The 17,340-nt window shown below is 75.5% G+C and carries 16 protein-coding genes; 9 read left to right on the top strand and 7 right to left on the bottom strand.

Annotated elements, in window-relative coordinates; all coding sequences use genetic code 11:
- The first annotated feature begins 59 nt into the window (after positions 1 to 59).
- Positions 60 to 2,432 (top strand): penicillin-binding protein, encoded by a 2,373-nt coding sequence (locus D459_RS32530; RefSeq protein WP_051065525.1) that lies wholly within the window; start codon positions 60 to 62, stop codon positions 2,430 to 2,432.
- A 7-nt stretch (positions 2,433 to 2,439) separates the two neighbouring features.
- Here D459_RS32530 and D459_RS0123525 read toward each other — a convergent pair whose 3' ends face one another.
- Positions 2,440 to 2,895, bottom strand: a complete 456-nt coding sequence (locus D459_RS0123525) for a GatB/YqeY domain-containing protein (protein ID WP_020380312.1) — start codon at positions 2,893 to 2,895, stop codon at positions 2,440 to 2,442.
- A gap of 92 nt (positions 2,896 to 2,987) precedes the next feature.
- On the opposite strand from D459_RS0123525, the gene D459_RS0123520 reads away from it, so the two are divergent.
- From D459_RS0123520 to D459_RS0123500, 5 genes are all read left to right on the top strand, one after another.
- Positions 2,988 to 3,908 (top strand): metallophosphoesterase, encoded by a 921-nt coding sequence (locus D459_RS0123520; protein WP_026120696.1) that lies wholly within the window; start codon positions 2,988 to 2,990, stop codon positions 3,906 to 3,908.
- 249 nt (positions 3,909 to 4,157) lie between these two features.
- Positions 4,158 to 5,474, top strand: a complete 1,317-nt coding sequence (locus tag D459_RS0123515; protein WP_017595456.1) for an alkyl sulfatase dimerization domain-containing protein — start codon at positions 4,158 to 4,160, stop codon at positions 5,472 to 5,474.
- A 241-nt stretch (positions 5,475 to 5,715) separates the two neighbouring features.
- Positions 5,716 to 6,984: a helix-turn-helix domain-containing protein gene (locus tag D459_RS33830; protein WP_017595455.1), complete on the top strand. Its 1,269-nt coding sequence runs from the start codon at positions 5,716 to 5,718 to the stop codon at positions 6,982 to 6,984.
- Positions 6,985 to 7,030: 46 nt separating this feature from the next.
- Positions 7,031 to 8,140: an LLM class flavin-dependent oxidoreductase gene (locus tag D459_RS0123505; RefSeq protein ID WP_017595454.1), complete on the top strand. Its 1,110-nt coding sequence runs from the start codon at positions 7,031 to 7,033 to the stop codon at positions 8,138 to 8,140.
- Positions 8,137 to 8,754 (top strand): FMN reductase, encoded by a 618-nt coding sequence (locus D459_RS0123500; RefSeq protein WP_017595453.1) that lies wholly within the window; start codon positions 8,137 to 8,139, stop codon positions 8,752 to 8,754. The genes D459_RS0123505 and D459_RS0123500 overlap by 4 nt, the downstream gene beginning before the upstream one ends.
- Before the next feature lie 159 nt (positions 8,755 to 8,913).
- Here the strand turns inward: D459_RS0123500 and D459_RS32520 are convergent, their stop codons facing one another.
- The 5 genes from D459_RS32520 to D459_RS0123470 form a co-directional block, all read right to left on the bottom strand.
- Entirely contained in the window at positions 8,914 to 9,939 is a 1,026-nt protein-coding gene (locus D459_RS32520) for a DUF4034 domain-containing protein (protein ID WP_152523091.1), read from the bottom strand.
- A gap of 10 nt (positions 9,940 to 9,949) precedes the next feature.
- The gene (locus tag D459_RS0123490) at positions 9,950 to 10,687 is read right to left on the bottom strand and encodes an FkbM family methyltransferase (RefSeq protein ID WP_017595451.1); all 738 of its coding nucleotides are present in this window, start codon (positions 10,685 to 10,687) and stop codon (positions 9,950 to 9,952) included.
- Between the two features lie 143 nt (positions 10,688 to 10,830).
- Positions 10,831 to 11,427 carry a hypothetical protein gene (locus tag D459_RS0123485; RefSeq protein WP_020380311.1) on the bottom strand — a complete coding sequence of 199 codons (597 nt, stop codon included), beginning with the start codon at positions 11,425 to 11,427 and terminating at the stop codon, positions 10,831 to 10,833.
- Between the two features lie 340 nt (positions 11,428 to 11,767).
- A complete protein-coding gene (locus D459_RS0123480; RefSeq protein ID WP_020380310.1) occupies positions 11,768 to 13,483 on the bottom strand; it encodes an ABC-F family ATP-binding cassette domain-containing protein in 1,716 nt (571 codons plus the stop codon).
- 355 nt (positions 13,484 to 13,838) lie between these two features.
- Entirely contained in the window at positions 13,839 to 14,354 is a 516-nt protein-coding gene (locus D459_RS0123470) for a MarR family winged helix-turn-helix transcriptional regulator (RefSeq protein ID WP_017595448.1), read from the bottom strand.
- Between the two features lie 104 nt (positions 14,355 to 14,458).
- On the opposite strand from D459_RS0123470, the gene D459_RS0123465 reads away from it, so the two are divergent.
- The 3 genes from D459_RS0123465 (at position 14,459) to D459_RS32515 (ending at position 16,657) form a co-directional block, all read left to right on the top strand.
- Positions 14,459 to 15,400 (top strand): EamA family transporter, encoded by a 942-nt coding sequence (locus tag D459_RS0123465; protein WP_017595447.1) that lies wholly within the window; start codon positions 14,459 to 14,461, stop codon positions 15,398 to 15,400.
- Between the two features lie 2 nt (positions 15,401 to 15,402).
- Positions 15,403 to 16,287, top strand: a complete 885-nt coding sequence (locus D459_RS0123460; protein WP_017595446.1) for an NmrA family NAD(P)-binding protein — start codon at positions 15,403 to 15,405, stop codon at positions 16,285 to 16,287.
- A 148-nt stretch (positions 16,288 to 16,435) separates the two neighbouring features.
- Positions 16,436 to 16,657 (top strand): DUF1963 domain-containing protein, encoded by a 222-nt coding sequence (locus D459_RS32515; protein WP_017595445.1) that lies wholly within the window; start codon positions 16,436 to 16,438, stop codon positions 16,655 to 16,657.
- 54 nt (positions 16,658 to 16,711) lie between these two features.
- Here the strand turns inward: D459_RS32515 and D459_RS35925 are convergent.
- A partial coding sequence (locus tag D459_RS35925) for a hypothetical protein (RefSeq protein ID WP_040710912.1) occupies positions 16,712 to 17,340 on the bottom strand: 629 nt, incomplete at its 5' end.

Genomic DNA, 17,340 nt, shown 5'->3' with positions numbered 1-17,340 from the left:
TTTCTCTCTCCGCGCCGCCTTCGGGCGGCGCATAGTCTGATGGGGTGGGTCAGGGGAGAATGCTGCAGAGAATCGGTCAGCTGATGGGTGTCGGCGTGATCGCCGGCGTGCTGGTGGCGGCCATCGCGCTGCCCGCCGTGGGCGGTCTGGGCATCACCGCCCGCAACGTCGCCACCGGCTTCATGAACATGCCGAGCGACCTGGAGACGCCCCCGCCCCCGCAGCGGTCGGTGATCTACGACCGCGAGGGCGGCGTGATCGCGGAGATCTACGACAAGAACCGCGAACTGGTCGCGCTGGACGACATGTCGCCGGTGATGCAGGACGCCATCATCTCGATCGAGGACTCGCGCTTCTACGAGCACGGCGGCATCGACATCTCGGGCACCTTCCGCGCCGCGCTGCGCACCCTGAGCGGCTCCACCCAGGGCGGTTCCTCGCTCACCCAGCAGTACGTGAAGAACGTCCTGGTGGAGAGCGCCGACTCCCAGGCCGAGCAGGAGGAGGCGCGGGAGACCACCATCGCCCGCAAGCTCCGCGAGCTGCGCTACGCCCTCACCATCGAGAAGCGGATGAGCAAGGACGAGATCCTCGAGGGCTACCTGAACATCGCCTACTTCGGCGACGGCGCCTACGGCGTGGAGTCCGCGGCCCGGCACTTCTTCGACATCCCCGCCTCCGAGCTGAACCTCTCCCAGTCTGCGACGCTGGCCGGCACGGTGCGCTACCCCTACCTGTACAACCCGCGGCTCAACCCGGAGGACGCCCAGGACCGCCGGGACGTGGTGCTGGACCGGATGGTGCAGACCGGCGCGATCACCGGGAAGGAGGCCGAGGAGGCCAAGTCGGTCGAGCTCACCGACGAGCTGGAGCCCACCGACCAGTCCAACGGGTGCGTGCCCAGCAAGCAGCCGTTCTTCTGCGACTACGTGGTCCAGGAGATCGAGAAGGACGAGCAGTTCGGCGAGAACGAGACCGAGCGCGCCCGCTGGCTGCGCACGGCCGGCCTGGAGATCCACACCACGCTCGACCCGGACATGCAGAAGGCCGCGCAGAAGGCGGTCGACAAGTGGGTGCCGCGCAAGAACAAGTCCAAGAAGGTCGCCGCCGAGGTGCTGATCGAGCCGGGCACCGGTGAGATCCGCTCGATGGCGCAGAGCCGCAACTACGGGCCGGACGAGTCCAAGCTCGGCGAGACCTCGATCAACTTCTCCACCGACGCCGACCGGGGCGGCAGCACCGGTTTCCAGGCCGGTTCGACCTTCAAGGCGTTCACCCTGGCCGCGGCGCTGGAGGAGGGCAAGGGCTTCGGCACCTCCTTCGGCGGCGGCAGCAGCACCACGGTGACCGGCCAGCGCAACTGCAACGGCGACCTGCTCGCCCCGTGGCCGGTGAAGAACGCCGGCGACACCGAGGGCGGCGGCAGCAGCATGATCTCCGGCACCAAGGGGTCGGTGAACACCTACTTCGCGCAGCTGCAGAAGTCCGTCGGGCTGTGCGACGTGATCGAGATGTCGGAGAAGCTCGGCGTGCACCGGGCCGACGGCCAGTCCTTCGACAACCCGCACACCCAGGCCAACAACTCCTTCACCCTGGGCAGTGAAGAGGTCTCCCCGATGACGGTGGCCAACGCCTACGCCGTCTTCGCCTCCGGCGGCATGTACTGCGAGCCGCAGGCCATCACCTCGATCAACGACCGCCAGGCCGGCAAGACCATCGAGATGGAGCCGGAGTGCGAGCGGGCGATCGACGAGGACGTCGCCGCCGGGGTGAGCTACCTGCTGCAGCAGACCTTCAAGGGCGGCACCACGTCCGGGCTGGGCATCGGCCGCCCGGCGGCGGCCAAGACCGGTACCACCGACGGGTCGGCGGCGGCCTGGTTCGCCGGGTACACCCCGAACCTGGCCAGCGCGGTCTTCGTCGGCGACCCGCGCGGCCCGCAGAACTACCCGCTGCGCAACGTCACCATCGGCGACCGCTACTACGGCCAGGTCTACGGGGCGACCATCCCCGGGCCGATCTGGCAGGAGACGATGTCCAAGGCCGTGGAGAAGGTCCCGGAGAAGGACTTCCCGGGCGCCCCGTCCAAGTACCGCGGCGGGGGCGGCGGCAGCGCCCAGCCGACCTCGAACAACGCGGCGGCCGAGGGCGGCGTGCCCGACGTCGTGGGGCAGCGGGAGAGCGCGGCCGTCTCGGCCCTGGAGGACGCCGGCTACGAGGTGAGCGTGGCGGCCAACCGGGTGCGCTCGACCGAGGCCGAGGGCACCGTGGCCGCGATCAACCCCGACCCCGGCACGGTGCTGCCGGAGGGCGCCACGGTCAACGTGTTCCTCAGCGGCGGCTCCGGCCGCGCGGTGCCGGAGCAGGGTGCGGAGACCGGCGGCGAGCCCGGCGTGGTGCCGGCGACCCGGCCTCCGCACGAGGACGAGTGAGCGGTGCTCAGCCGGCCAGCTGGCGCTTGACCTCGGCGGCCACCCGCGAGCCCTCGGCCCGCCCGGCGACCTTGGGGTTGACCAGCTTCATGACCGCGCCCATGCCCTTGGGCCCGGTCGCCCCGGACTCGGCGACGGCGTCGGCCACCAGGGCGGTGAGCTCGGCGTCGTCCAGCTGGGCCGGGAGGTACTCGGAGAGCACCTCGGCCTCGGCCCGCTCGTCGGCGGCCTTGTCCGCGCGGCCGCCGGCGGCGAAGGCCTCCGCGGCCTCGCGGCGCTTCTTGGCCTCCCGGGTGAGCAGCCGGACGATGTCCTCGTCGGCCAGCTCGCGCGCGGCACCGCCGGCGACCTCCTCGTTGGACACGGCGGTCAGGGCCATGCGCAGCGTGCGGAGGCGCACCGCGTCGCGCGCCTTCATGGCGGCGGTGAGGTCGGACTTCAGGCGGTCTTTGAGTTCGGACATGGCACTGATCATAGAGCGATCGCCCGCGGCGGCCCCACGCCTTTTCCCAGGCCTGTGGACGGAACCCGGGCGGCACGGAGGGAGCAGCCGCAATGAGCAGGCGACATGAGGGGTGGCGGCGGGCCGCCCGGGCGGCGGCGGTGGCCGGCGCCGTCGGCGCCGCCGGGATCGGCTACGCCGCGGTCATCGAGCGGAACTGGTTCCGGCTGCGCCGGCACGAGCTGCCGCTGCTGCCCGAGGGGAGCCCCCGGCTGCGGGTGCTGCACCTGTCCGACGCCCACCTGACCCCGGGCCGCCGTATGCTCATCGACTGGGTGCGCGGCCTGGAGCGGTACGAGCCGGACCTGGTGGTCAACACCGGCGACTCGCTGGCCCACCCGGACGCGGTGGAGCCGTTCATCGAGGCGCTGGGCCCGCTGCTGGACCGGCCCGGGGCGTTCGTCTACGGCTCCAACGACCTGTTCTCGCCGCGCCCCAAGAACCCGGCCCGCTACCTGTGGCGCAGCAGCAAGAAGGACTACCGCGAGCGGGTCGAGCCGGACCTGCCCTGGCGCGAGCTGGGCGCCGCGATGGCCGGCGCCGGCTGGCTGGACCTGAACAACCGCAAGGGCCGGATCAGCGCCGGCGGGCTGAGCGTCGCCGCGGCCGGGGTGCACGACTCGCACATCGGCCTGGACCGGTACGAGGAGGTGGCCGGCCCCGCCGCCGCCTCGGCCGACCTGCGGCTGGGCGTGCTGCACTCGCCCGAGCCGGCCAACCTGGACCGGTTCGCCGCCGACGGCTACCGGCTGCTGCTGGCCGGGCACACCCACGGCGGCCAGATCTGCATGCCGTTCTACGGGACGCTCGTGACCAACTGCGGGATCGACCGGCGCCGGGCCTGGGGGCTGAACCGGTACGGCGACGCCTGGCTGAACGTCTCCGGCGGCCTGGGCACCTCGCCCTACGCCCCGGTCCGGTTCTGCTGCCGCCCGGAGGCCAGCCTGATCGACCTGGTCCCGGAGCGCCGCTGAGCCCCCCGGGGGAGGAAAGGCGGTGAGCACCCCGCTCCCCGCCCCTCCCCCGATGATCTTGGCGTTGCGGGGGTATCAGAGCGCTCTGATACCCCCGCAACGTCAAGATCATCGCCCCGGCCTGCGCCGTTGTGATCCGTGACAGGGAGCCCGGCGCCCCGTTGTGACGGCGGGGCCTTGTCCGGGCGGCGCGCCCCGCCGAGTCTGGTCCCGCGGCCGCGACGCACCGAACGGACCGACGGAGGCAGTGTGAACGCCGTACTGGAACTGGCCGAGAAGGCATGGCGGGGCGAGCCCGTCCCGGAGTACCACCGGGGCGAGGCGGCGCGCGCCGGGATCGCGGAGGTCGCCGAGGGGGTCGGGATGTGGCCGGGCTTCGGCAACGCGTTCTGCATCCGCTCCGAGCGGGGACCGGTCCTCTTCGACACCGGGTCCGCGATGTCCGCCGAGGCGCTGCACGCCGCGGTCCGCGCCTACGACGGCCGGCCGCTGCGGTTCGCGGTCTACTCGCACGGCCACGTCGACCACGTGTTCGGCGTCGGCCCGTTCGACGCCGAGGCCGACGCCGCGGGCCTGCCCCGGCCGGTGGTGGTCGCGCACGAGGCGGTGGCCGCCCGGTTCGACCGCTACGCGCGCACCGCGGGCTACAACGAGGTGGTCAACCGGCGCCAGTTCGGCAGCTCCGATCTGCGCTGGCCGCGCTCCTACCGGTACCCGGACCAGACCTACCGGGACTCCATGGAGCTGCACCTGGGCGACGCCGCCCTGCGGCTGTTCCACGCCGAGGGCGAGACCGACGACCACACCTGGGCCTACCTGCCGGAGCGCCGGACGCTGCTCACCGGCGACCTGTTCGTCTGGGTGGCGCCCAACGCGGGCAACCCGCAGAAGGTCCAGCGCTACCCGGCCGAGTGGGCGGAGGCGCTGCGCGCCATGGCCGCCACCGGCGCCGAGGTCCTGCTGCCCGGGCACGGGCTGCCCGTCATCGGCGCCGACCGGGTCCGCACCGCGCTGACCGAGACCGCGGAGTTCCTGGAGAGCCTGGTCGAGCAGACCCTGGCGCTGATGAACTCCGGCGCCCGGCTGGACGAGGCGGTGCACGCCGTGGCGCCGCCCGCGCACCTGGCGGACCGCCCCTACCTGCGGCCCGTCTACGACGAGCCGGAGTTCGTGGTGCGCAACGTCTGGCGGCTCTACGGCGGCTGGTACGACGGCGACCCGTCGCACCTCAAGCCGGCCCCGGCCGGCCGGCTGGCCGCCGCCCTGGCCGAGCTGTGCGGCGGCGCGGCCGCGCTGTCCGCCCGCGCCCGCACCGCCGCCGAGCAGGGCGACCTCCGCCTGGCCGGGCACCTCGCCGAGCTCGCGGTGCAGGCCGCGCCGGACGACGCCGGGGCGCACGAGGCCCGCGCCGAGGTCAACCTGGCCCGGGTCGCCGCGGAGCGGTCCACCATGGCCCAGGGCGTGTTCCGCTGGGCCGCCGCCGAGTCCAGGGCCGCCCAGAGCGGCGCCGAGACCGTGGAGGAGCTGCAGAGGCCGGGCGGGTCCCTGTTCCGGATCGGCGTGTGACCCCAGTGCGATGGTCTCGGCGTCGCGGCCCTTTCAGAGCGCTCTGCCAGGGCCGCGACGCCGAGATCGCCGGGGGAGGGCGCGCTGCGGCGGCCGAAGTCCGCCCCGGGGCCGCCCGGCGGTCCCGGCCGCTCCACCATGGGCGTGTGCGGCCGTCTCTCCCCGGTGCCGGGCCCGGGCCGTCGGCCGCGATCGGGCGGGCGGCCGGGTGCGGCCGATGGCACGGGAGGGGCGGAGGCCGATGGAGGACCCGGAGCGGCTGCGCAGGACCGTCGCGTCATTGGAGCCGCGGGTGCCGTCGCTGGCGCGGCTGATCGTGGAGCGCTACGCCGCGGAGTCCCCGATCTGCACCGGGGACCCGGCGATCCTGGACCACCTGCACCTGGTCGCCGCCGGGACGATCCGGGCGATGCTGCGGTCGGCGCTGCGCGCGGTCCTGGAGCCGGAGCCGCCCGACCCCGAGCTGCTCCGGCTGGTCTCCGAGCGGGCCGCCGACCGGGCCGACGAGCGGGTGCCGCTCGCCGAGTACATGCGCGCCTGGCAGCTCGCGCTCACCGTGTTCGGCGACGAGCTCGCCGCGGCCCTCGGCGACCGCCCCGACCTGCTCCGGGAGGTGCTGCGGCGGAGCCGGTCCGTGCACTTCGCCGTGGAGCGGGCGGCCGCCGAGGCGTTCGAGCGGCGCTACCGGGAGCTGCTGGACGGCGCCGACGTTGAGCCCTCCCGGGTGGTCGCGGCGCTGGCCGAGGGGCGGGTCGGGGCGGCCGCCGGGCTCGCCCGCCGCCCGCTGCCGGAGCGGCCGCTGGTGCTGGTCGTCGAGGTTGTGCGGGCCCCCGGTCCGGGCGACGCGGCGGACCGGGATCCGGCCGCGGACCGGCCGGCCGAGCGCCGCGCGGTGCGGCGGATGCGCGCCCGGATCGAGCAGGCGCTGCCCGGGACCTGGCTGATGGACCTGTCCGCGGGCGGCGGGACGGTGGTCGCCGAGCGGCCCGGCGGCCGGCGGGCCTGCGAAGGGCGCACCGGGGAGCGGTGCACCGGGGAGCGGCTCGACCGGCTCGCCGCCGGCCTCGGGGCCGCTCTCCGCGCCGACGCGGTGCTGGCCGCGGAGGACGCCTCCGGCCCCGGCGACGTCGCCCGGGCTCTCCGCACCGCCCGCGAGGTGCTGCGGGTCGCGCGCGCCCGCGGGGAGCGCGGCCGCGCCGTCCGGGCCGCCGACGTCGCGCTGGAGCTGCACCTGGCCCGGGAGAGCGACGGGCTGCCCCTGCTCCGCGCCGCGCTGGCCCCGCTGCTCGACCGGCCGGAGCTGGCCGGGACCGTCCGGGCCTACCTGGCGTGCGACATGGACCGCCGGGCCGCGGCCCGGATGCTGGGCGTCCACCCCAACACCGTGGACAACCGGCTGGCCCGCGCCCGGGAGCTCACCGGCGCCGATCCGGCCACCGCGCGCGGGCTGCTCACCCTGGCCGCGGTGCTGTGGAATGGATCGGCGGGCAATACCGTTCCTGGGAAGTAGTTGAAATCAGAACCAACTACCTCGGAGAGCCCAGGGGGCGGAGAACATGCAGTTCGGGATCTTCTCGGTCGGCGACGTGACGACCGACCCCACCACCGGCCGCACGCCGAGCGAGGGCGAGCGGATCGACGCGATGGTGCGCATCGCGCTCAAGGCCGAAGAGGTCGGCCTGGACGTCTTCGCCACCGGCGAGCACCACAACCCGCCGTTCGTACCGTCCTCGCCGACCACCATGCTCGGCTACATCGCGGCGCGCACCGAGCGGCTGGTGCTCTCCACCGCGACGACCCTGATCACCACCAACGACCCGGTGAAGATCGCCGAGGACTACGCGATGCTGCAGCACCTGGCCGGCGGCCGGGTCGACCTGATGATGGGCCGCGGCAACACCGGGCCGGTCTACCCCTGGTTCGGCCAGGACATCCGGCAGGGCGTCCCGCTGGCCGTGGAGAACTACCACCTGCTGCACCGGCTCTGGCGGGAGGACGTGGTGAACTGGGAAGGGAAGTTCCGCACCCCGCTGCAGGGCTTCACCTCCACGCCGCGCCCGCTGGACGGGGTCCCGCCGTTCGTCTGGCACGGCTCCATCCGCAGCCCGGAGATCGCCGAGCAGGCCGCCTACTACGGCGACGGCTTCTTCCACAACAACATCTTCTGGCCGGCCGAGCACACCAAGCGGATGGTCGACCTGTACCGGCGCCGCTACGAGCACTACGGCCACGGCCGCGCCGACCAGGCGATCGTCGGCCTGGGCGGGCAGGTGTTCATGCGGAGGAACTCCCAGGACGCGGTGCGCGAGTTCCGGCCCTACTTCGACAACGCGCCGGTCTACGGGCACGGCCCGTCGCTGGAGGACTTCACCCGGGAGACCCCGCTCACCGTCGGCAGCCCGCAGCAGGTCATCGACCGCACCCTGCGGTTCCGCGAGGACTTCGGCGACTACCAGCGCCAGCTGTTCCTGATGGACCACGCCGGGCTGCCGCTGAAGACCGTGCTGGAGCAGCTGGACCTGCTCGGCGAGGAGGTCGTCCCGGTACTCCGCCGCGAGTTCGCCGCGGGCCGCCCGGCGCACGTGCCCGACGCGCCCACCCACGCGGGCCTGCTCGCCGCCGAGCAGGACCGCGCCGCCCTGCAGACCGCCGAGGAGGAGAAGTGACCGAGCCCCGCATCACCGCCGTCTCCGCCGGGCTGAGCGTGCCCTCGTCCACCCGGCTGCTGGCCGACCGGCTCACCGGGGCCGCCGACCGCGCCCTGCGCGAGCGGGGCGCGGCCCCCGCGGCCGAGGCGGTCGAGCTGCGCGACCACGCCCACGCGCTCACCGACAACCTGCTCACCGGGTTCCCCTCCGGCGACCTCAAGGCGGCGGTGGACGCCGCCTCCCGGGCCGACGGCCTGATCGCGGTGACGCCGATCTTCAACGCCTCCTACAGCGGCCTGTTCAAGACCTTCTTCGACGTCCTGGAGGAGGGGGCGCTGCAGGGCACGCCGGTGCTCATCGCGGCCACCGGCGGGACGCCGCGCCACTCGCTGGCGCTGGAGCACGCGCTCCGGCCGATGTTCGCCTACCTGCGCGCGGTGACCGTGCCGACCGCGGTCTACGCCGCCTCGGAGGACTGGGGGGCCGGCGGCGCCGCCCACGGCGGCCTGGCCTCCCGGATCGACCGCGCCGCCGGGGAGTTCGCCGACCTGGTGGCGGGCCGGTCCGCCGCGGCCCGACCGGACCCCTACGACGAGCCGGTGCCGTTCGAGCGGCTGCTCTCCGGGGAGTGACCCCGGGCGGGGCGGCGGGGCGGAGCCCCGTCCTGGCGCCGCCCCGCCGCCGGCCGCCGCCCGCGGGCGGCGGCACAGAGCGACCGTATTGCCCGCGGCCCCGGTCACGCGGGGGTTATCCGGAAAAACCCGGTTCCGCGGCCGTGTTCGGCGCACCGGTCAGCGCATCTCCTCGGCGACCTTGAGCGCCGCCGCACCGCGGAAGGTGAGGAAGTCGGCGCGGGCGTCGCGGGTCCCGTAGTAGGTCCACGGGAACGAGGTGGCGTGCACGCCGAGCGCCTGGAACTGGGCGTAGGCCTCGTCGTAGCGGTCCTGGGCGCAGAGCACCCGGGCGAGCATGTTCCGGTCGGCGCGGTCCCACCGGTAGGCGGCAGGCGCGGCCGGCGGGCACACGGTCAGCGCCCGGTTGGCGGCCTCCCGGCACTCCGGCCGGTCCAGCACCCTGCCCTTCTCCCGCACGTCCAGCTCGACCCAGGCGCGCAGCGGGAGCATGTGCAGCGGCGAGCCGGCCGGGGCGGAGTCGGAGGCCGCGTAGGCGAAGGCGAACATCTCCTCGTTCGACCCGTGCCACTTGGCGCAGTTGTACTGCAGCGCCACCCGGTGCGCCTCCCGGTCGTACCGGTTCAGCCGGAGCACTCCGGCCCACGCCTCGTCGTAGAGGTCGCGGCGCCCGCCGGGGCTGCCGACCGCGTAGGTGATCATCAGGGCCCACGGGGCGGGGGAGGCGGGGTCCGCGGCGATCGCCCGGCGCAGCACCGGCTCGGCCTGGCCCAGGTAGTGGTGGAATCCGGCGAACTGCTCGTCGGAGGTGCGGGAGGCGTAGGCCCCGCCGCGCGACTCCCACGCCCTGTCCAGCAGGTATCCGCCGAACACCAGCAGCGCGTCGGGGTCGTCGGGGGAGCCGGCCAGCCAGTCCTGCAGCCACCGGTCCCGGTCGAGCGCGGCCTCGGCCGCCTCGGCGGCGTAGTGCCCGTGCAGCTCCCGGTCGCCGGCCTGCCGGGCCGCCTCCAGCAGCCGCGCCACCGGCCCCGGATCGCCGGCCCAGGCGGCGTGCACCGCCTCGACCAGCTCCGGATCGTCGTCGTCGGCGTCGAGCACGACGGCGTCCTCGGGGGGCAGCCCCGCCTCGACCTTTTCCAGGTTCTTCATCGCCCGCAGCGACTTGCGTATCCGTGAGAACGCCACGGGCCGGATTCTACTGAGCCCGGAACAGGTAGTTGCGGCGCTGCGGGACGACCCTGTCCACCGGCCGCCACCCGGTGCGGCTCCAGGCCTGCATGGCGTACCCGCGCTCGCGCAGCCAGGCGGTGAGGCCGTCCGCGCTCCGGCCGTACTTGGCCAGGTGCCGGTCCTCGATCTCCAGCAGCAGCGCCGGCCGGTACCGCTCCAGGGTCTTCTCCGCCCCCTCCAGCACCAGCGGCTCGGCCCCCTCCACATCGGCCTTGACGAAGTCCACCCGGCCCAGCTCGCCGGATTCGACCAGGCCGTCCACGGTCCGCACCGACACCGGGACGGCCCGCTCCCCGGCGAACTCCTCGTTCGGCCCCTTCCCGGAGGCGCCGTCGGTGACGAAGGCCCTGCCGTGCACCGGCAGCCCCCGGCGGACCGGGACGCTCATCACCGCCCCGCCCTCCCGCGCGCCCAGCGCCTCCCGGTGCCGCCGCACGTTGCCGCAGCCCAGCGCCGCGACGCCGGCCCCGATCACCCCGAACGGCCCCGGCTGCGGCTCGAACGCGTGCACCTCGCCCCGCTCCCCCACCAGGTGCGAGAGGGCGTAGCTGTACAGCCCGTACTCGGCCCCCGCGTCCAGGCAGACGTCGCCCGGCCGCACCACCCGGCGCAGCCCGGCCATCTCCGCCTCCACGAACGACACCCACCGCCCGGCCGCGCCCAGCACCCCGTGCGCCGCCGCCCGCCTGATCCCCGCGCCCATCCGCGGCCCCCTCCCGTTCCGTCTGATCCGAACCTAGGGGAGCGGCCGCACGGAGGCACGGGGGACCGGCCCGCGCGGGCGGTTCCCTCCGCCTTTTCCGCTCTCCGGCCCGGCGGCGGGCCGCCGGGGCGGAGGGGCGGAGATCAGCAGAAGAACCACCAGCAGTCGTCGTCGCCCGGGGGCGTCTCGCCCGGTTCCTCCTCTTCCGGCGGCTCGGCGCCGTCACCGGGCGGGGTCTCGGGCGGGGTGGTGCCGGGCCGCTCGCCGCCCCCGCCGCCGCCCCCGCCGCCGGGGGCGGGGTCGGGGCGCCCGGGGGCGTCCTCCTGCGGGGCCTCGGGTTCCTGGGCCGCGGGGGGCTCCGCGGTGGCGGGCTCCTCCTCCGGTTCCTCCTCGGGCTCCCGGTCCGGGGTCCCGGAGGCGGCCGGGGACGGCGGGGGCGGGGCGGACGGCGGGGCCGGTGCGGGCGGGGAGGACGGGCCGGGCGACGCGGAAGGGGGCGGCGGGCTCGGCTCGGCGCTCTGGGACCGGGTACCGCCGCCCCCGCCGTCCGCGGAGGTGCTCAGCTCGTCGGAGGAGGACCCCAGCGTCATCGCCGCGAGGGCCACGGTCAGCGCCGTGCCGGCCCCCAGGACCGCCGCGATCGTCAGCCGCCTGCGCTTCTGCTCCCGCCTCTGCTGCCGGCGCTCGCCGCGCGATGCCTCGCCGGGGCCGCCGTCCGCGGTGGAGCTCTCGTCGCTCATGGGGAGACCGTGCCTTTCCGGGTATCGGGGGGTGTGCCGGGGAGAGGCGCCCGGCGCCGGCGGCGGGCCCGGAGGCGCCGCGCCGCACGCCGCTCCGGGGGCGGTCCCGGCGGGACCGCCGCACGGCCGTGAACGGCGCTCCCGGATCGGACGCAGACCGGCGGCGCGAGGATCCCGGAGAGTCCCGCCTTTTCCCGCCGGAGCGGCGCCGGCGGACGGCGCCCCGCGGGTACGGACGGGCCCCGAAGGCACCGCTCCTCCCCTCCGGACCCGCTTTCGGCGGAGGAGAGGGGCGGCCGGATCCGCGGCGGGCGGCGCCCCGCCCGCGCCGGCGGGCGGGTCAGCCGCCGCTCCCTCCGGGGGCCGCGGAGAGGGAGACGGACCGCCAGCCCTCGAAGTCGCCCAGCATCCGGCGGTCGTGCGTGGCGACGACGACGGCCGCGGGGGTCTCCCGGAGCGCGTCGGTGAGCTCGTCGACGAGCAGCGGCGACAGATGGTTCGTGGGTTCGTCGAGGACCAGCAGGTGCGGCCGCTCGGCCAGGCAGAGCGCGAGGTGCAGGCGGCGCTTCTGCCCCTCCGACATCCGGCCGACGGGGGTGCGGAGCGCCTCCGCGTCCAGCAGGCCGGTGCCGCGCAGCGGCACGATGTCGGACGCGGCCACCCTCCCCTCCGACACCAGCCGCGCGGTGTGCCGCCGGTGCACCTCGTAGGCCTGGAGCCCGTCCTCCCAGGCCGGGGCCTCCTGGGACAGGTGGGCGACCCGGGCGCCGTCGGACCTGCGCACCGCCCCGGACGTCGGGGCGGCGGCGCCGGTGACCACCGCGAGCAGCGTCGACTTGCCGGCCCCGTTCGGGCCGGTGACGAGCAGCCGGTCGCCGCCCTCGATCTGCACGGTCACCGGCCCGTGCAGGCGCCCCGCGACGGCCACCCCCTCGCAGCTCAGCACGGGGGCGCCGCGCTTGGCCGGCAGCTCCGGCCAGCGCAGCGAGAGCGGCGGCCGGGGCACGGTGACCCGGTGCGCCTCCAGCGCCTCCTGCCTGCGCTTGAAGCTCTGCACGACGCCCGCCGCGTGCGACTGGCGCTGGTGCTTCCCGGTCCCCTTGTCCGGCCTCCACCCGGTGGACAGCCGGTTCCGCGCCTCCTCCGCGGCCTGCGCCAGCCTGGCGTGCTCGGCCTGCTGGGCCTCGTGCTCCTGGGTCCACCGCTCGCGCTCGCGGCGGCGGCCCTCCTGCCACCCCTCGTACCCTCCGGCGAACGACCGCGGCCGCCCGTCCATGCTCGGGTCCAGGTCGAGGAAGTCCTCGGCGACCTCGCGGAGCAGGGCGCGGTCGTGGGTGACGATCGCCAGCCCGCCCGGGTGCGCCCGCAGGCGCTCGGCGAGGAACGCCTGCGCGCCGGCGTCGAGGTGGTTGGTGGGCTCGTCCAGGAGCAGGACGTCGTGGGCGGCGCCGAGCACGCACGCCAGGCGCACCCGGTAGCGCTCGCCCACGGACAGCGCGGCCAGCGCGCGGTCCCGGTCGGTGCAGGCGCCGAGCCCTTCCAGGGCGACGTCCACCCGGCGCTCGGCGTCCCAGGCGTCGAGCCGCACGGCGGCCTCCAGCGCCGCCGCGTACAGCTCCTCCGCGTCCCCGTCCCCGTTCTCCAGGCCCTCGGCGGCCAGGTCCAGCGCGCGCAGCGCCAGGTGCGGGAGGCGGAGCGCCCCCGCGAGCAGGGTGCCGACGGTCTCGCCGCCGCGGGAGGCGAGCGACTGGTGGACGACGCCCACCGTGCCCGCGCGCTCCACCCGCCCCTCATCGGGGGCCAGGTCGCCGGAGAGGACGCGAAGCAGCGTCGTCTTGCCCCGCCCGTTCTCGCCGACGAGGGCCAGGCGGGACCGCCGGGAGACGGTGGCGTCGACGCCGGCCAGGACCGGGCGCCCGCCGAGGACGACCCGGATCCCGCGGGCGCGGACGTGCGCGCTCGCGCCGGCCGGGAGCCGCCCGGCCGCGTTCAGTTCGGAGAGGATGTCATGTGCCGACCGGTCGGAGAGCCGGTCGTGTGAGTGAAGTGCGTCCACGGTGTGCTCCACGTTTCGCTGCGGAGCCGGGCAGCACGAGAGGACCGCCCGGCATGGCTACCGGGACGGCGGGACACACGAGAGTGGATCGGCCGGTGCCGCGCCGTCAGGCGCGGGTCCAGGGCCTCATGGCGGCGGCGGTGCTCGCCGTTTGCGCATACACGCGGGCCAGGTTAGCCCGGGCGCACCGCGGGGTCGAGGGATTTTCGGTGTAACGCCCGGCACGGCCCGGAGCGGTCGCCCGGCGGCGCACACCTGGGCCCGGACGGCGCCGCATCCGCAGCGGTGGGCGCCGCGGCGGGCGGGGCCCGGCGGGTTCCCGGGGCCGCGGCGGTGGGGGCGTCGCGGCCGGCCGCTACTTCTTCAGCGGGTTGCCGGGCGAGCCGTCGCCGAGGCCGATGAGCAGCTCGCGCAGGAGCCCGGCGAGCCGCTCCCGGTCCTCGCCGCCCAGTTCGCCGAGGAGCCGCTCCTCCAGTGCGACGTGCTCGACGACGACCCGGTCGATCAGCTCCTTGCCCTCCTCGGTCAGGGTGATCAGCACGCTGCGCCGGTTCTCCGGATCGACCTCGCGGGTCACCAGCCCTCTGGCGGCGAGGCGGTCGATCCGGTTGGTGATCGCCCCGGAGGTGACCATCGACGACTCGACCAGCTGCCCGGCGGTGAGCCGGTACGGCGGCCCGGACCGGAGCAGCGTCCCCGCGATGTCGAACTCCCATATCTGCAGGTCGAACCGGGCGAAGTTGTCGCGGAGCTCGCGTTCGAGCAGGCGGCAGGCGCGCTGGATCCGGCTCACCACGCCCATCGGCGCGGGGTCGATGTCGGGCCGCTCGGCCCGCCACTGGTCCAGCCGCCGGTCGACGTTGTCCTTCACCGTCCGCCACCCCCGAGACGTCTCAACATCAAAATGTTTGACGGCATTCTAAGCCCCTGCCTAGACTTGCGAACGTTGAACATTTCAACGTTAAGGAGTCAGGGATGACGCAGGTCTCGAACCGGTCGGCCCCCGGCGGCGCCTCCGCGCCGGGAGGCCTGGCGCCGACCGCGCTGACCGCGCTCGCGCCGGCCGTGTGGGGCACCACCTACCTGGTCACCACCGAGTTCCTCCCGCCCGGCCACCCGCTGGTGTCCGGGGTGATCCGCGCGCTGCCGGCGGGGCTGGTCCTGCTCGCCGCCACCCGCACGCCGCCGCGCGGCGCCTGGCTGTGGCGCTCCCTGCTGCTCGGCACCCTCAACATCGGGGCGCTCTTCGCGCTGCTGTTCGTCGCCGCCTACCGGCTGCCCGGCGGCGTCGCGGCGACCGTCCTCGCGGTCCAGCCGCTGCTCGTCGTCGGCCTGGCGTTCCTGCTGCTCGGCGAGAGGCCGACCCGGTGGCGGCTCGGCTGGGGCCTGGCCGGCGCGGCCGGGGTCGCACTGATCGTCCTGCAGGGCCGGGCCTCCTTCGACCCGTGGGGCGTCCTGGCCGGCATCGCCGCGGCCGCCTCGATGGCCTGCGGGATCGTCCTGACCAAGCGCTGGGGGCTGCCCGAGGGCGTCGGCCCGACCGCCCTCGCCGGATGGCAGCTGACCGCCGGCGGCCTCGTGCTCCTCCCGCTCGCCCTCGCGTTCGAAGGGCTCCCGCCCGCGCCGGACCTCCGCGCGGTCGGCGGCTACACCTGGCTGGCCGTCGCGGGCGCGCTGCTCACCTACCCGATCTGGTTCCGCGGCATCGGCCGGCTGCCCGTGGTCGCCGTGTCGTTCCTCCCGCTGCTCTCCCCCGTGGTCGCCGCCCTGCTGGGGCTGCTCCTCCTCGGCGAGTCCCTGACCCCGTGGCAGGGCCTCGGCTTCGCGCTCGCGCTGGCCGCCATCGCCGCCGCGCAGCTGACCCCCGGCGCCGCCCGCGCCCTGATCCGACTCCCCTCCCCCCGAAAAGGAGAATGAGCATGCCGCGCACCGTACTGGTCACCGGAGCCACCGGGACCGTCTCCACCGAACTGCTGAAGGCGCTGGAAGGCACCGGTGTCCGCCTCCGCGCCCTGGTCCGCGGGGAGGCCGGGGCGGACGCCCTCCGCAGGCGGGGCGTCGAGGCCGTCACCGGCGACCTCGGCGACGCCCGCTCGCTGCCGCCCGCCTTCGAGGGCGTGCAGGACCTGTGGCTGCTCGTGCCGAACGGCCCGCGCGCCCCGGAGAACAGCATGAACGCGGTGTGGGCGGCGCGCCGGGCCGGGGTGGAGCGCATCGTGCGGCTCTCCGCCGTCGGCGCGGCGCACGACGCGCCGACCCGCAGCGGCCGACTGCACGCCCTGTCCGACCGCGAGACCGAGGCGTCCGGCCTGCACTGGACCGTGCTGCGCCCGCTCTGGTTCATGCAGAACCTGCTGAACGAGGCGGCCGAGATCTCCGCCACCGGCGCGTTCTCGCTGAACATGGCCTCGGCGCGGCTCGGCATGGTCGACGCGCGGGACATCGCCGAGTGCGCCGCCCGGGTGCTCCTCGACCCTCCGGAGCGGCACCACGGCGCGGTCCACACCCTCACCGGCCCGCGCCCGGTCACCTTCGACGAGGTCGCCGAGCAGCTGGGGAAGGCGGTCGGCGGCCCCGTCTCCTACCGCCCGGTCGGCGACGGCGCCAAGCGCGCGGCGCTGCTCGGCCACGGGGTCCCGGAGTGGATCGCGGACATGCTGGAGGAGTACGCGCAGGCGTACGCCTCCGGCTGGGGCGACTTCACCACCGGCGCGGTGGCCGGCCTCCTCGGCCGCCCTCCGCGGGACATCGCCGACTTCGCCCGCGACCACGCCGCGGCGTTCGCCCCGGCCGCCCGGGCCTGAACCCGCGCCCCCGCCGGCGACGGCGCGGGGCCGAGGCGGACCACACGGAGCTGCGGGAGGCGTTCGAGCGGATCGAAGTCCTCCTCCCCGGGATCGAGGGCGGGGAGGAGAGGCCCTCTCCCAGGTCCTCAACCTCTCCGAGGAAGTCGTGGGCGAGTGGCGGGACGAGAGCGGGCAGCGGGCGTTCGGCCGGCCGTGGGCCATGCAGGGAGGCCCCGCCCCGGACCCCGACCGCGTCCACCTGCTCCGGCTCGACAGCGACGACGGCTGGAGCCGGGCCGACTGCGGCACGGTCTCCTTCGACATCCCGGCCGAGGCGCTGCGGGCGGGCGACTTCGCCCAGGTGGACTGCTACACGGCGTCGTGCTGACCCCGGCGCCTCCTCTCCGGGCGGCTCCTCTCCGACGCTTCCTTCCCGGGGCGGCTACCCGGGGAGGTTCATGTCCGCTTCGTGCCGCATCACCGCGTCGCGCAGCTCCTCCCGCTCGGCCGGGGTCGGTTCGCGCAGGTGCCCGGCGGCGGCGAGCAGGTCGGACTCGCGGGCGTCGGGCATCCAGGTCGGCGCCTGGATCGTGACGGGGGTGCCGTCGTACCCGGTGTACAGCTCGGGGCCGGCATCGGAGCGCTTCAGGACGCCGTCCCCCTCGTCCTCGCAGGTGACGCGCTTGAGGCCGGCGCACGGGTCGCCGAAGTCCGCGTAGTCGCGGTCCGCGTAGCCGGTGACCTGCAGCGTCCGGGGGTCCTCCGCGGTGGACCGGTAGGTGATCTCCAGGTAGGAGTCCCCGACCGCCGCCGCCTCGGTCATCTCCCACCCCTCCCGGTCCATCACCACCATGGTGCCGGGGAACGCGTCGAAGTCCGCGGCGGCCTCCTCGCGGGCCTCCGCCGCCGGCCGCAGCAGCACGGCCGGGACGCCGGCCGCCAGGGCGACCGCGCCGACCGCCGCGACGGCGCGCAGCCGAGATCCGGCCGAGGAGCAGCGGACCACCAGGGCGAACGCCGCCGAGCCGATGGCGGCGGCGAGTGCCGCCGCCGGTCCGGGCAGGTCCGGCC

Origin of the sequence: Nocardiopsis potens DSM 45234, assembly GCF_000341105.1 — a bacterium.
In the GTDB taxonomy this organism is placed as follows: domain Bacteria; phylum Actinomycetota; class Actinomycetes; order Streptosporangiales; family Streptosporangiaceae; genus Nocardiopsis_A; species Nocardiopsis_A potens.
Note: the sequence above shows the minus strand (reverse complement) of the source record. Positions and strands in the feature narration are given on the sequence as shown.